Genomic DNA, 15,470 nt, shown 5'->3' with positions numbered 1-15,470 from the left:
GAAGGCGGGGCTAATCGGTCGGGCGATTTTCGCCTTGCGACTTAGGCAAGCTGACGTCAGGTTCGGTCGGGGATGGTGGCTCGTCGGAATGCTGGCGGCGAATCAAAGCTCGGACAGACCGCATCGCGCTGCCGACAAATTGAAACAAGGCTTCGGCCGGTACTCGCCGGCGGAACCCCTTCTTATCAACCTGGATACACTCATCGGTCCCCACATTCATCGCGGTCAGGTACCCATTGCCGAAGCAATACGTGTCCACGCAGACGAGGTGACCCAAGTCCAAAATCATTCCGTTGCCTTGCGGCGTGTGCCCGACGTAGACACGCTTGCCACTGCAATGTGGCATCGGGGCCCGCGTTAAGTGTGTCCAATAGCGAATATCGTCAGGCTGAGCTTCCATCGGAAGCGTGTGATCATAGTTCGCGTGGACGAAGATCGCATTCTGTGTTTCATAGTGAGGACGTAATCCTCGCAAGAACTTCACATGCGATTCGGGAATTTTGTCGAGCGATCCGCCGTAACTGGTGACGGTCGCGTTGCCGCCCGAATTCAACCACATTTCTGCTGGCAGGTGACTGAACGCGACACCGCAGAGCATGATTTCGTGATTGCCGCGAAGTGCGACGACGTTACAGCGTGATTGCAGCTCTACCAGTTGATCGATCACGCCACGGCTGTCCGGACCACGATCGACATAGTCGCCTAAGAAGATCAATTCGTCCTGTTCGGTGGGCGCAATCGTATCGATCAACGTTCGCAGCGCTTTGGAACAGCCGTGAATGTCACCGATTACGAAACGACGCATGACACCACTGGGATCAATTGACCGACGGATCACTAAATTGAAGCCCCGGCGAGATGCTTGAGAGGATCGCGTGCCCACACCGTTTCACGGCGGCTTCCCAGGTCTTCTCGGGATCGGCAAACACGACGTCGCAGTCAGCGGCTCCGACCAGCCATCCGCCGGTCCGCATCTCCATTTCCAACTGGCCTGGTCCCCAACCGGAGTACTGCGCGATGAATCGGACGCGTGCGTCGGTACGCTGCAGCAAAATCCTTAGGTGGTCGTCGTCGCCGGTCAGCCATAACCCAGCGTTCTGCTCGCCGACCGGGGCACCGATGCCGCTCAAATCGTGAATCGCCAGAAGTGGTCCTTCGACCGGGCCGCCTTCGAAAATCAAATCGTCGCTGCGAACTTGTCCGACGGGCAGCGAAAGTTCGACGATTTCGCTCAACCGTTTGTCCGTTGGCCGAGTCAGCGTCACGCCGAATGCGCCTTCGTCGTCGTGATTGACAATCAACACGACCGTGCGCATGAAATTCGGGTCGCTTAGGTAAGGAGACGCGATTAGCAATCTCCCGCTCATCGATTCAGACATCTCCCAAGGCCCTCACGCCAAACATGACCATGTCAACGCGGTGCGGTTGTGCTCAATCCGTTGTGCTCAATTTCCTGTCGGAGCCGCCTGAGACCACACGTCTTTCCAAAGGCAACCTGCCCACGAAAGCCCAACACCAAAACCGACCAGCATGTTAACGGATTCCCGATCCAATCGGCCAGCCTTACGGAGCTGATCGATCAAGATTGGCAGTGTGCACGAGACGGTATTGCCAATCTCGGAAAGCTCAATCGGCAAACGATGAGAATCAATTCCCATCCGCTGCCGCAGTTGGTCGAGCATTTTCCAAGTCGCCTGGTGCATTAGATACATCGAGATATCCGAATCGGACAGCCCGTTTTCGCTCAAAATGTCGTCAATCATCCGGGGAACGGCGTCCACCGTAAAGTTAATCAGACTGGGCCCGTCCATGTACAAACGGCTTTTCCAGCGTTTGCGGTGTCGCGGTTTGATCGCGTCGCAGGCAGCACGCGCACCGCCGTCGCCAACGAGTAGCATGTCACCCCCACTGCCGTCGCTCCCGAACTGGCACCCCCACAGCGACGGAGTCGCTTCAGCGGTGATCAGTGTGGCGGCTGCCGCGTCTCCAAAAATCGTCCGCAAGCTACGGTCGTCTGCGTCGATGTATTTGGTGTAGGTTTCAGCGGTCAGAAATAAAATTCGCTTGGCCATGCCACTTTGGATCAGCCTTCGGCCATCGCCAATCCGTAGACATAACCACTGCAGCCCAGATTAAAGTCCAGCGCGCCGCACGAGGTTCGCAGCGATAGGCGATCCTGAATCAGGCAGCTTGTCGTCGGCAGCGGGTAGTCTGGCGTCTGCGTACAAAACAATAGGAAATCGATCGATTCACGGTCGATTCCATAGTCGCTGAATAGCTTTTCCGATGCCTTCACCGCCAAGTCGCTCGACGTTTCGCCTTCTGCGGCGACGTGCCGTTGACGAATCCCCGTTTTCTCTTCGATTAAAGGCAGGTCCCATTTCGGAAACTCTTGCTGAAGTTGCTCGTTCGTTTCGACTCGTTCGGGAAAATGAACTGAGATGGGGCCAATGCAAGCGTGAGGCACTTTCAGCATCCAGGGAGTAGGCGTAGGAGTTGGCGACACCGTTTTGTGCCGCAAAAGCGTACCAAGCTTGCTGGCCTGCGGGCACCCCAGCTTTATCGGCAATCGATCGCTTGTCGCTCTGTCAAAATCAGGTCCATGCGGATGTCGTGCGGTTCCATTGGGACCCGGTCAAAGATCTGGCATTCGAATGCGAGTGCGACACGGAGCGTCCCTTCGCGCAGCCGTTCCAGAGTGCGGTCGTAGTACCCCCGGCCGTACCCCAGTCGCCCTCCGGCAAGGTCGAAGGCCAACCCAGGCACGATGACGAAATCGACCTGTTCGGGTGTGACATTCCGATCCGAATCGACGCGAAGCTGTTCCGCAGGTTCTTCGATTCCAAATGCCCCACGGACCAATTCGTCCGTCGATTGCAAATCGAAAAGCCGCAAATCGTCACCGACACAGTAGGGAACCGCGACGCTTTGATCGGCCGTCAAAGACGACGTAATCGCAGCCCGCGTAGCGACTTCATCGCGGGCACCCACGTACCAAAGAACGCGGCGAGCCTGGCGAAACGCTTCGAGATCGTGCAGCCGAGCACAGATGGCTTCGCTCAGCCGATCGCGTTCTTGCTGGGATTGGCGCGCTTGGCGAGCAAGCCGCCGGAGCTGGTTCTTATCCACTATTCGACCGATGCACCCTGTGCGGACAGAGCCAGGAAGCGTTCTGCCGGCTCGTCCCAGTTTCTCGGTTGATGGGGGCGATACGTTTTCACTTCGAAGCTTTCGCGAACGATTCCGCGAGCACTGCGGATGGCGCTGGAAAGCTCCCCATCCCCTTGAATCACATCGGTACCAATCATCTGCATCACCAAGTTGCCGATTGCGGTGGCTTCGACAGGCCCGGCAACGACGGTTCGGTCACAGGCATCGGCGGTCATTTGACAGAGCAGTTCATTCATTGTCCCGCCGCCGACGATGTGGATCGTTTCGATTCGGTTCTCGACAAGTTGCTCCAACATTCCCAGGCAGACGCGGTAACGCAAGGCGAGACCTTCTAAAGCGGCTCGGTAGTACCCGCCGTCCGTTTCGGGAATCGGCTGGCCCGTCGTTTCTGCGTACTGCTTGATCGCGGACAACATATCGTGAGGCGCGACGAAGTCTTGACTGTCTGGATCAATCAGCAGCTCGAACGCAGTCGCTTGGCTGGCTTGGCGAACCATCTGTTCCCAAGAAACGTCTTCGCCCTGACGCTGCATCGATTTACGAAGCTGCTGGAAAATCCACAGTCCACCGATGTTTTTCAGCAACCGTGTGCTACCCGCCACGCCGCCTTCGTTGGTGAAGTTCAATTCCGAACAGAGGTTGTTGACGCGTGGTGTCGCCAGCTCACAACCCATCAGCGACCATGTCCCCGAACTGATGTAGCACCAATCCGGTTTCTCGGGTGCGAAATCATCGACGGGCACCGAGATCACTGCGGAACCAGTGTCGTGGGTCGCGGGTACCACGACGGGAACGTCATCCAAACCGGTCGCTTCGGCAACCGATGGCTGAATGTTGCCGAGCACCGTTCCCGGCTGCACGGTCGGCTCGAACAAACGTCCTGGAATGCCCAGTTCTTTCAACAGTTCGATTTGCCATCTGCCGGTCGACGGATCAACCATCTGTGTCGTTGAAGCGTTTGTCGCTTCGATGCTGCGTTTTCCGGAGAGCAGCCAATGAAAAAAGTCGCCCATCATTAAGAAGTGATCAGCGATCTCGAGTGAGCGTTCTTTCAGTTCCGCTGCGGCGAACAACTGATAGACCGTGTTGATCTCCATAAACTGCAAACCGGTCGCTTCGAAAATCTTTGCCCGACCGACATCCGCGCCACCAAGACGTTCGCATGCCCGGGCCAACATTCCGTGTGTTCGCGAGTCACGGTAATTTCGCACGGGACCGACCAATTGATCGTTACTGTCGAGCAACACATAGTCGACCCCCCAGGTATCAACGCCCACCGATCGGACGACGTCGTACTTGATCGCTGCTTTGCGGAGCCCTTCGAGAATCTCCGCCCATAGTGCGTGCACGTTCCATTGCAATGAGTCCTGCATCAGGACCGGTTCGTTGACGAAGCGATGGACCTCTTCCAGCGTCAGTGCGCCGTCGTCCAACCAACCCGCTATCACACGTCCGCTGCTGGCACCAAGGTCGACGGCTAAATGGACGGGGCTGTGTATCATGGCAGAGGCGGGAGGGCTGACGGTGAGAAAGCGTTAAAGCCTGATGATAACAGAATGCAGCCCGTTAAAGCATGCCAGTGTGGCGTTATTCCTTCTTCGACCGCATGTGAGGAAGCCCGCGGCCTTGGGATTGGGCAATGTCAAGTTGCTCATCCAACTCTTTGAGGCTTAACGGGTCCATCGGAATCGTCATCAATGCTTCCGGGTCGATTTCGCTGCTAGCGTTACGCTTTGCCAATCGGTCGACCTCTTCTTCCAACGCGGCCAACCAAGTTGGCACATCCAGCCCCGCGCCGGTAGGAGTTCGCGATAGCAGTTCCGCCTCTGCCTCAAGTAGTTCGAAGCGTGCAATGTTCGTCCCCGCCTCCGCGTCTTGCATCGCCGGCAACACCAATGCCCGCATTCGCGCGATTGTCATCGGTTGGACAAAACGTTCCAAGATGCGATCCGCCACGGTCGGCATTCGCATGGAGTAGTTCTTTTGCATCCTGCGCAGTCGATCGACAAACTTGTCAGCTTCGGCACCGATTCGCTCACTCAAGCTTCTTCGCCACATCATCGCGGCATCTTCCAGGCCTTCGCCGACAAGCACTTCATGTGCCCACATGACGGGTTTCAAGTTCCATGCGATCCGTTCGTAACTTGCCCGCAGTCGCAAGAAATCCAAGAACATATAAACCAGATCGCCACGGTCGCTTTGCGTTGTGGTGCTGTTGTAGTCCTGGTATTCAGAATGGTGATCGATCAGCGATTCATAAACGAGCGTGATCCAGCGTTCCGCTTGTTCCATTCGCAACTCGCCGCTGCTCAGATCTTGGAACAAGTGCATGTCTGAAATCTGAGCCTCGTCTTCTTCGATCACACGCTGCAACCAATCCGCAACACCCTGGTGCAAGATTGCGCGAACATGTCCCAGTTGCAGGAAAACCTGCGTGAAGATCGGGTCACCGTATCGGCGAATGAAATTGACCAAGCGTTCCCATTGTCCTCGGTCTGCAACGGTTTCCAGCGGTGACAGTCGCAGGGTCTGGCTGTGTGCGAGCCAGGAACCGAGCATGGTTTCGGTAAGTCGCTCGATCAACGGAATCAGAACGTTGCCTGCCAAGTCTTCGTCTTTGGCAATGTTCGCTCCGGTATCGCTGTGATCGTGGAGTTCGTTGAATTCACCACGAACGGCCGCAACCACCGATTCGACAATCGCACGGAAGCCGTCACAAAAAAGGCTGTCAAACTCGGTGACGGCACCAATCCCGACACTGTTTTGCTGTTCCATCAGCCGCGAAATTTCGATCAATCGACACGCTTCGCTGATCAACCCTCGTCGCGGCAACCAGTGCATCAGGTGGCGAAGGACTCTTTGTCGCAATCGCGCGACAAAGATTTTGACGGGGTCACCACCGCGCGAAAGCGGAATGTAGAGCAGGTCTTCGCGGCTGATCGCGTCGATGTATTCGGGAAACAGTTGGCGTGTCATTGCCTTGTTCCCTGAAATCAATGACGCGTACAAGCGAACCGCTTGCACATCGTCGGCAGACATCTCTTCCAACCCGGCTTCGACCGTCCCTTGCTGGCCGGTTGATTTTTGGTCGTGCAAGACTTCATGACGATCCACATGCGCGATGATCGCGCCACAGATCAATCGTCGGGCGTCGCTCATTTCGACAGCCGTCCCAATGATCCGTTCCATCAACGAATCACGCAGCACACGACTGCGGTCATAGTCACGCATCGAATCACGATCGCTGCCCGCAGTCGCAATTTTGTATGCGCGAACGGCATCAAGCAACTCGAGCAATCCAATGCGATTTTGCTTGGCGCACATCGCCCATTCGCGTAGTGCTTCAAGTTGATCTTTTGCCCGATCGCCGTCGTTGTCGACTTCGTCGGTGATCACGATGTCAGCGGCGACGGCCCACATTCTGGCAAGGGACTGTAGGAACGCCAGGCGGTCGACGAGACGCTTCCATTCAGACTCTAACTCACCATGACTTCCGACGTCGGTACCGGATTCATAGATCGACCCTTCGACACCGTCATCGGTAGTGTCTCGGTAAGTGACGTCTTCATAGGCGGCATCAAAAACACCGCCGTCGTCATCGCCTTCGCCAGCTAATTCGCGATCCCAGTCACGCGGCGTTTCCGGTTGGTCGACCAATGAAAATCGCGGCGCGTGATAGAAATCCTCTGCGTTCGCTTGCAAGTAGTCAAAACATTTACGTGCCAACGGCCAGACCTGATCCGGCTTCACCGTTGACGGCGCCAGGTCACCCGTGGACAGGTCATCGCCCGATCCACGAAGCTTCATCAGCCATCGTTCAGCCAGGCGTGGCAGCGAATTACCGCCTTGGCGGAGTCCGATTTCGCCGGCATTGCCAAGCCAGTGAATCAGCAAAGCCATCGAAGGCAGAAAGTCGTTGCGTTCAAGCAGTGCAGTTACGACCAGCGAATAGGCGCGTGGCGAGTCGAAGAAATCTGCGTGAGGCGCCCAGAACTTGACATCGCCGGCCGCGGCGCCACCCTCGTGCCAAATGCGAAGCGCTCGGGCGACCATTTTGGCGCTGTCATAGGATTCAAGCGGATCGGCTGCTTCCAGCGATTCGACCGTGTGGGCGCCGAAGGCACGCCACCACTGTGCGACGTCGCGATAGAGATTGCTGACAGCTTCGAAACAAGCCATGTCGTTGCGGGCGGCTGACTCGCTCCATACCTTTGCCATGTAACTGAACAGCTGATCGATCAGATACAGCAAGTCGTCGACACGCGAGTCGTGAACGCTGCAATCGGGACTGGGGTGCAAGCTGAACTGTCCTGCAAACCCGATCAAGTCCCAGGGGTCTGCAAGCGCGCCGCATTTAATCGCCCGCATGATCAAGTCATAGACCCGCGGAGCGACCTCCAGGGCGACATCCAGTTTTCCGGAGCGCAGGGCTCGCAAGCCCAAGGTGATTTCACAATCGATGCGACAGATCATTCGTGCCGACGCGGCGGGAACCACGTCGATCTGTCGTGTCGCCGCGTCGGGGTACCCCATCCGCGCATACAGGCGTGCGAGTTGAACGTGCTGGACTTGTGCGGCACGCCTTTCGGCGAGCGCAGCATTCAAGTGCTGACGCGCCGCACCGAATGGTTGCCGCCGGACGGTTTGTTCTTCATTCAAGCGTTCATGATGGTCACCGGTCAGTCGCTGCAAACGGTCCAAATAAAACTCGTCGCGGTATTCAGCGATCGGTTTCATCAGTGTGCTTAGCGTGACATCGCTGGAATAAGCACCTGGGCCCCAGCCGCTGATTCCGCTGGCCATCAAAATCGTTCCGGCCAATACCGTTGCCGCTTCGATGAGCAATTCGTCCCGGTTGTGTCCCTGGCGTGAAACCAAGTCGAAATCGGTGACACGTGCGAGCAAGGAATCCAGCGTGACTTGCCGCAGTACGAAGCGGTTGTAGTAGCCGTCTTGGGTGACGCTGCGTTCGTCCCAGCCGCCGAAGTGATAATTGGGCCGTCGGTTGACCGGGTGATCGAAATCGTAAGCTCGCGGGTCGAGAGACAGTTCGGCGAGCTGCTCGAATTCGAACGATGCGGCGCGTAAGATCGACGGATCGGTGCCGTTCAGGATCTCAACGGTGCAGGTGATCAAATCGAAGTACGGACCGGCCGACACTCCCGCGCCTTTGACATACAGCGGGATTGGGCGGACGAATTCGTTTTCGTAGGGCTGGCAGCGGCGGTTCTCTAAGACCGCAACCGGTCGGTAACCGACGTAGTCATTGAGTTCCAAGATCGCTTGGTTGACCATTTCCACGCCGACATCGGTATCCAAGACCGATTCGCCGTCGCTCTGTTCGCTGCGATGGTTGCTGTAAAGTCGCAGCAAGATTTCCGATGCGCGAGCGAAGAAGAATCCATTGAACAGGACTTCGGGTTCTTGATGAAACAACAAGTCCCGGTGGTAATCCATGTATGCCGGCAGCAACTTGCTGAGCAGTAGCTTCGAGACGTCGGACGCTTGGGTCGTGTCGGCGAAGCCTGCGGCACCGGATGCAAGGTTCGCCAGCGTGTGCTCGATCCAGTTGTGTAGCACCAGCCACGCGGGCGTCCCGGTTAGCGGGTTCCCTTGGCTGGCGTGTTGATACGCATCGTTCCAAAGGCTGGCGATGGATGGGTCGCGACTTCCACCTGAAAAATTCAAGTATCCCGCTAGCCGCCGTAGCGAATCGTCGAGCGACTCTGGTGGGGGAACAATTGACATGGTGGAAAACTGTAACCGAGAGAGTATGTTCAGCCGCGAAAGTTTGATTGCGCCCAGGTAAGGCGACAATCGTCGTGGTATGCCCTGGCTCCGTCGACGGAGCGTGTCGACGTTGGAACGACAAACCGAAATAGCGTGGCGAAGGGTCGGATCGCGATCTCGGCAAACTCAGATTGCATCCATTGCAAAGGGTTTTGCCCGTCAGTTCAAGGAGGGCGATCGATTTTTGCACCGTCTTGAAACAGAGCTGTGTTCAAACAGAACTGAATCCACGCATGGCACGGTTGTCGTATACGCCGGCAGCCAAGCCGAACCGTGATTGGACGACAAAGCTGATAGCGGCATGAATGACGCGTTCAAGATCCGAGTGCGGGCGCACCGCAGGATAAATGGCCCACGTGTTGGTGGGCATATGACCGCGTCCGATTCACGCAAGGCGTCATTGGGGGAGGTGGACGCCAGGGGAGGGAGGTCTGCAACCGCAGACTATTTCTTTGCTTTCTTCTTCTTGGTGGCTTTTTTCTTCGCCGCCTTCTTGGTCACCTTTTTAGCGGTCACCTTCTTGGAAGCTTTTTTCTTCGCTGCCTTTTTGGTCGTTTTCTTCTTGGTGGCTTTTTTCTTGCTGCCCCCGAAGATGTCGTCCCAGTTGTTGGAGTACTTTTCGTTGGTTCCTACGCGAAGAATCGTCATGTTTCCGAAAGTTGATGCGAGTAACGAATCATCACCGCTCCTGCAGTGACGATGACTTCAGCTTGAAGCCTATGATCGCCGGATGGACCGGCGATGATTTGTTGCGCCGGTTCATCCGGCGACTGGCGTCCAAAACGGCTTAGCCGGCATGGATGCTTTTGTATTTGGCTTGGCGAACGGTATCGGGGTCTTCCCCAAGTCGTTCACGAAGATTGCGGTCGTAGACCTCGAAGTTGCCTTCACACCAAGTCACTTTTCCGTCGCCCTCGAACGCCAAAATATGCGTCGCGAGACGGTCCAGGAACCAGCGGTCGTGGGATGTCACCACCACGCAACCGGCAAAGTGCATGATCGCTTCTTCGAGTGCTCGCAGCGTATCGACGTCAAGGTCGTTGGTCGGTTCGTCAAGCAGCAGAACGTTGCAGCCACGGCGAAGCAGCTTTGCCAAGTGGACGCGGTTGCGTTCACCACCAGACAGCTTGCCAACCTTTTTCTCTTGGTCGGGCCCACGAAAGTTGAACCGCGAGACATAGGCGCGTGCGTTGACGCTGCGTCCGCCCAGGTCGATCGTTTCGTGTCCGCCGCTGATCTCTTCAAACACCGTGCTATCGTCGTTGAGCGAATCACGGCTTTGATCGACATAGCCCAAGTCGACAGTTTCGCCGATCTTGAACTCGCCCGAATCCGGCGGCTCTTGACCGGTAAACATCTTGAACAACGTCGTCTTGCCAGCACCGTTGGGGCCGATCACGCCGACAATTCCACCGGCTGGCAAACGGAACGACAGGTCTTTGACAAGGACTTTGTCACCGAACGCTTTGCTGATGTTTTTCGCGTCGATGACGAGGTCACCCAAATGCCGGTTCGACGGGATTTGGATTTCCAACTCGTCTGGACGATCCTCGAATTTCTGTGATGCCAAATCTTCGTAGGCTTTGATCCGCGCTTTGCTTTTCGCTTGGCGAGCCTTGGGGCTCATGCGGATCCATTCCAGTTCGCGATTCAAGGTGCGTTCGCGAGCTTTCGCTTGGCGTTGTTCCAAAGACATCCGCTTTTGGCGAGCTTCCAACCAAGCGGTGTAGTTGCCTTCGAATGGCAGTCCACGGCCGCGGTCGATTTCCAAAATCCAGCTCGCGACGTTGTCCAGGAAGTATCGGTCGTGTGTCACCGCGACAACGGTACCGGGATACTTGTGGAGGTGTTGTTCCAACCAGGAGACCGATTCGGCATCCAAGTGGTTGGTCGGTTCGTCAAGCAGCAGCAAGTCGGGCTGGCGGATCAGCAATTGGCATAGTGCGACGCGGCGTCGCTCACCACCGGAAAGCTTGGTGACGTCGGCATCGCCGGGGGGCAAGTTCATGACCGCCATCGACATTTCGACTTGGCGATCCAGTTCCCACAGGTTGTACGTGTCGATGGTGTCCTGCAAGGTCGCCATCTCGTCGCACAGTTTTTGCATCTCTTTGTCGTCGGTGACTTCACCGAGCAACATGCTGATTTCGTTGAAGCGATCGACGATCGCTCGGCGTTCCGCGACGGCGGTTTGCACGTTCTCGAAAACCGTCTTGGTTTCATCCAGTGGCGGTTCCTGTTCCAGGTAACCGACGGTGAAGCCTTTGGTCAGTTTTGCCGATCCGTCGTATTCGGTGTCGTGGCCGGCCATGATTCGCATCAAGGTCGACTTACCGGCACCGTTGGGTCCCAGGACGCCGATTTTGGCGCCGGGGTAGAACGCCAAATGCACATCATCGAGCACGGTCTTTTGTCCGTGCTTTTTGGTCAGGCCTTCGATCTGATAGATGTATTGTCGAGACATTCCAATCCTATTCCCATTCGATTGTCGCTGGCGGTTTGCTGCTAATGTCGTAGCAGACACGATTGACGCCTTTGACTTCGTTGATAATCCGTGTGCTCATTCGGGCCAGCAAATCATACGGCAATCGACTCCAGTCGGCCGTCATGAAGTCGTCCGTATTGACGCTGCGGATCGCGACCGCGTTGTCATACGTCCGAGCATCGCCCATCACGCCGACGCTTTGTACTGGCAACAGCACCACAAACGTCTGGCTGGTTTCGCGGTAAAGGCCGGCGGCTTCGATTTCCTCGATCACAATTGCGTCGGCCGCTCGCAAGACAATCAGCTTGTCGCGAGTGACTTCGCCCAGGCATCGCACGGCCAAGCCGGGGCCGGGGAACGGATGCCGCCAAACCAATTTTTCGGGTAATCCGAGTTCCAATCCCAAGCGGCGGACTTCGTCTTTGAACAAGTCTCGCAAGGGCTCGATCAACTCGAAGCCGAGTTCTTCGGGCAGACCACCGACGTTGTGGTGCAACTTGATCGTGGCGGCAGGCCCATCGGGATCCGCTCCGCTTTCGATCACATCGGGATACAGAGTGCCTTGTGCCAGGAAGTGGGCGTTTTCGATTTGCTCTGCTTCGGCTTTGAAGCACTCGATGAAATCGTGTCCGATGCGGCGACGCTTTTCCTGCGGTTCGGTGATCCCGGCCAAAGATGCCAAGAACCGGTCTTCCGCGTTGACGACGTGCAGGTCGGTTTTGAAGTGATTGGAGAACTCGTCGATGACCAGCGTCTGCTCGTTTTTGCGAAGCAGTCCGTTGTCGATCAGGATGCAAGTCAGCTGGCTGCCGATTGCCTTGTACAGCAGGGCCGCGACGACGGAGGAATCGACACCACCACTCAAGCCGCAGATCACGCGACGGTCACCGACCTGCTCGCGGATCGCCTTGATCGTCATGTCAGCGAAGTCGCTTAGGTACCAGTTCGCTTCGCAACCACAAATGCCAAGCACAAAGTTAGCGAGAACCTTTCCGCCCAGTGGGGTGTGCGTGACTTCTGGGTGGAACTGCATCCCGTAGACGGGCAGGTCCTTGTGAACGATCGCCGCGTAAGGGCAGGTGCTGGTCTTGGCGAGTGGCGAGAACGATTCACTGATCGACGATACCTGGTCGCCGTGGCTCATCCAGACATCGATTTCGCTGGGCAGGTCTTCGAACAGTGTGCTGTCTTCGACAATCTCGCATTTGGCGTGACCGTACTCCCGGGTCGTCGTGCTGTCGACTTGGCCGCCCAGAGCTTTGCAGGCGAGCTGCATTCCGTAGCAAATGCCGAGTACCGGAATCCCCAGATTGAACAGCTCCGGGTCACACTGCGGCGCGCCGTCTTGGTAAACGCTCGACGGGCCACCGGACAAGATGATGCCTTTGGGCGCCAACTCGGCGATTCGTTCGGCGGGCAAATCGTGTCGCAGGATTTGGCAGTACACATTTTGCTCTCGCACGCGGCGAGCGATCAGCTGTGCGTACTGTGAACCGAAATCAAGAACAACAATTCGCTGGTCAGTCAGTGCCGAGCTGGTCGTATTCGCGGTGTTCTCTTGGGCGTCCGAAACACTCATGCGGGCGTCAGGTGGGGTTGAGGAAACCGGAGCGGCATCGTCAATGCCAAACACGAAGTGTAGAAAATGCTTCGAAATTACCCAAGGGGATAAACGCCCAGGATTCTGTCGCGGAAGCCTGATCCGCCGTTGGGTCGGGGCGAATGTCGTCCGCACCGTCGGGTATCGCTGTCGAGGTCAGGCAGTCATAAATCCCTGCCAGAATCCCTGCCCGCCGTCCTTTTCATTGAACTGGCAATCGTGACAATCGGGCAGCCCTTGTTCCCGTCCCAGTTTCCATCTGCCTGAGTTTGCCGAGACGAAATGCGTATTCTATTGTCCAACGACGACGGGGTGCATGCCCCAGGCCTGGCCGCCCTCGAGCAACAATTGCGGCACCTTGGCGAAGTCATCGTGATCGCCCCAGCGACCGAGCAATCTGGTGTCGGGCATTCGATTACCTATCTGACGCCGTTGGTCAGAAAGTCGATTCATCGCGACGGCCGCCACTGGGCCTGGGCGGTCGAGGGAAGCCCTGCCGATTGTGTCAAATTGGCCATCGCCGAACTGCTGCGTGACGATCCCGTCGACTTGGTCGTCAGCGGCATCAATAACGGTTTGAACGCCGGTATCAACGTTCTTTACAGCGGGACCGTGGCAGCCGCGATCGAAGGCGCGTTCTTTGGCACCACCAGTGTCGCCGTTTCGTTGGAGTATGACCCCGATGCGGACTATCAGGCCGCGGCTGTGATCGCGAAAAATGTGATCAGCGGTTTGGTCAAATCACCCAACTCCAAAGGAAAACTCTTTAACCTAAACATCCCCACCAAGGCGACCGAATCGGCAACCGAGCTCTCGATCGTCCCCATGGGGTTGGCACAGTACGGAAATCGCTACGAAAAACGGCAGGACCCCGCCGGCCGCGATTACTACTGGGCACTATGGCAAGAGCCAGACGAGCCGCCAAAAGAACAAACGGACGTCACCGAATTGCGAAAAGGCAACGTGACGCTGTCCTGCCTGCAGTTCGATATGACCAACCATCAAGCGACTGACGAAATGAAGTCGTGGGACCTGAAAATCTGACCGACGAGACGACTATGACCGACGACGTATCGCCGCTCGCAGAAGCGTTCAACGCATTGCGTGACAATCAGCCTGAATTGGCGGAGCAGGTTTGTGATGATCTATTGGTGCAAGCCCCCAACCACGCACACGCTTGGTACGTCAAAGGAATTTCTCTGGCGCAACGGGACGACATCGCCGCAGCTGCCGACAGCTTTCAAAAAGCCGTCGATCACAAATCTGACTCGGCGACTTATCAGTACAACTTGGGCCGCGCCCGAAGTCAGCTTCATCAGGTCGAAGCTGCCGTCACCGCTTACCAAGCGGCGATCGAGCTGAAGCCCGAAATGCTGGAAGCCCGCAACAACCTTGGAAACTGTTTGGTCAATCTTCAGCGCACGGACGAAGCCGCTGAAGTCCTTCGCAAAACGGCAACGGATTTTCCAGACGAAGCGATCGTGCACTTTAATCTAGCCAATGTGCTGGAAGAAATCGGTGAGTACCGCGAAGCGATCGAGGCCTACCAGAAGGCGATCGAGCTTGATCCAGACTTTGACTCCGCACGCGACAACCTGGGCCGAACGCACGCCGGACTGACCGACTACGATTCAGCACTGCGTGTCTGGAAAGACTGGCTGGAACAAGACCCCAGCAACCCGATCCCGCGTCACATGATCGCAGGGATTACCGGAGAGCAGGTTCCGGTTCGCTGCGACGACGACTATGTGCTCAATACGTTCGATGACACCTTCGCAGCGTCTTATGAAAACCAATTGCATCGGATCGGATACAGCGTTCCTGACTTGGTTGCCGAAGCGATCAAGCAAATGGAGTTGCCAAGTGACGGCAATCTGAACGTGCTCGACGCGGGGTGTGGGACAGGATTGTGTTCGCCAATTTTGCGTCCGTTTGCCAAGTCACTTTCGGGAATCGACTTGTCACCAGACATGTTGCGTTTGGCTGACCAAACACAGCGTTACGACCAGTTGATCGAAGGCGAATTGACCGCTGTCTTGACATCATTGGATGAGCAATTTGATTTGGTCGTCTTCGGTGACACCTTGTGTTATTTCGGCGATCTCACTGAAGTGCTCTCGGTCGCCAACCAATGCACGGCAAAGAACGCAACGCTGGTCTTTACGGCCGAAAAGCTGTCGCCGATGCACGAGGACGAACAAATTGACGAGACCGTCAGCTACCGATTGTTGCCCAACGGCCGCTACCAACATAGCGAACGCTTTGTCAACGAAGCTTTACAAGCGGCGGGGTGGCAACCCGTTTCTGTGACGCAGGCGAAACTGCGGATGGAGCGCGGGCGTGAAGTCACTGGATTGGTGGTGACCGCAAACAATGCTTCCTCGTAGTCTGTTCGTGTCAATCTCTCAACTGAAAGGCGGGTTG

At 56.5% G+C, this 15,470-nt stretch carries 10 protein-coding genes and 1 pseudogene; 2 read left to right on the top strand and 9 right to left on the bottom strand.

Going from position 1 to position 15,470, the window contains the following annotated elements; translation table 11 throughout:
• Positions 1 to 10: 10 nt before the first annotated feature.
• From CGZ80_RS07895 to guaA, 9 genes and pseudogenes are all read right to left on the bottom strand, one after another.
• Positions 11 to 805, bottom strand: a complete 795-nt coding sequence (locus CGZ80_RS07895) for a metallophosphoesterase family protein (RefSeq protein WP_094413100.1) — start codon at positions 803 to 805, stop codon at positions 11 to 13.
• Between the two features lie 13 nt (positions 806 to 818).
• Entirely contained in the window at positions 819 to 1,379 is a 561-nt protein-coding gene (locus tag CGZ80_RS07890; protein WP_094413098.1) for a YqgE/AlgH family protein, read from the bottom strand.
• A 66-nt stretch (positions 1,380 to 1,445) separates the two neighbouring features.
• Positions 1,446 to 2,467: pseudogene (locus CGZ80_RS07885) on the bottom strand (ketoacyl-ACP synthase III).
• Between the two features lie 92 nt (positions 2,468 to 2,559).
• Complete coding sequence (locus tag CGZ80_RS07880; RefSeq protein ID WP_158222604.1) at positions 2,560 to 3,129, bottom strand: 5-formyltetrahydrofolate cyclo-ligase; 570 nt, start codon at positions 3,127 to 3,129, stop codon at positions 2,560 to 2,562.
• Positions 3,129 to 4,673: a rhamnulokinase gene (locus CGZ80_RS07875; protein WP_094413095.1), complete on the bottom strand. Its 1,545-nt coding sequence runs from the start codon at positions 4,671 to 4,673 to the stop codon at positions 3,129 to 3,131. Before CGZ80_RS07875 ends, CGZ80_RS07880 begins: the two co-directional genes overlap by 1 nt.
• An 85-nt stretch (positions 4,674 to 4,758) precedes the next feature.
• Entirely contained in the window at positions 4,759 to 8,919 is a 4,161-nt protein-coding gene (locus tag CGZ80_RS07870; protein WP_143543794.1) for a hypothetical protein, read from the bottom strand.
• Between the two features lie 486 nt (positions 8,920 to 9,405).
• Positions 9,406 to 9,609 carry a hypothetical protein gene (locus CGZ80_RS07865; protein WP_094413091.1) on the bottom strand — a complete coding sequence of 68 codons (204 nt, stop codon included), beginning with the start codon at positions 9,607 to 9,609 and terminating at the stop codon, positions 9,406 to 9,408.
• Positions 9,610 to 9,748: 139 nt separating this feature from the next.
• Complete coding sequence (gene ettA, locus CGZ80_RS07860; protein ID WP_094413089.1) at positions 9,749 to 11,425, bottom strand: energy-dependent translational throttle protein EttA; 1,677 nt, start codon at positions 11,423 to 11,425, stop codon at positions 9,749 to 9,751.
• A gap of 7 nt (positions 11,426 to 11,432) precedes the next feature.
• Positions 11,433 to 13,025 (bottom strand): glutamine-hydrolyzing GMP synthase, encoded by a 1,593-nt coding sequence (gene guaA, locus CGZ80_RS07855; RefSeq protein WP_094413087.1) that lies wholly within the window; start codon positions 13,023 to 13,025, stop codon positions 11,433 to 11,435.
• A 303-nt stretch (positions 13,026 to 13,328) separates the two neighbouring features.
• On the opposite strand from guaA, the gene surE reads away from it, so the two are divergent.
• Together surE and CGZ80_RS07845 are read left to right on the top strand one after the other, a co-directional pair.
• Positions 13,329 to 14,090 carry a 5'/3'-nucleotidase SurE gene (gene surE, locus CGZ80_RS07850; RefSeq protein ID WP_094413085.1) on the top strand — a complete coding sequence of 254 codons (762 nt, stop codon included), beginning with the start codon at positions 13,329 to 13,331 and terminating at the stop codon, positions 14,088 to 14,090.
• 14 nt (positions 14,091 to 14,104) lie between these two features.
• A complete protein-coding gene (locus tag CGZ80_RS07845; protein ID WP_143543793.1) occupies positions 14,105 to 15,433 on the top strand; it encodes a tetratricopeptide repeat protein in 1,329 nt (442 codons plus the stop codon).
• The last annotated feature ends 37 nt before the right edge of the window (positions 15,434 to 15,470 follow it).

The sequence above is a fragment of the Rhodopirellula sp. MGV genome, assembly GCF_002251265.1.
Classification (GTDB): domain Bacteria; phylum Planctomycetota; class Planctomycetia; order Pirellulales; family Pirellulaceae; genus Stieleria; species Stieleria baltica_A.
Note: the sequence above shows the minus strand (reverse complement) of the source record. Positions and strands in the feature narration are given on the sequence as shown.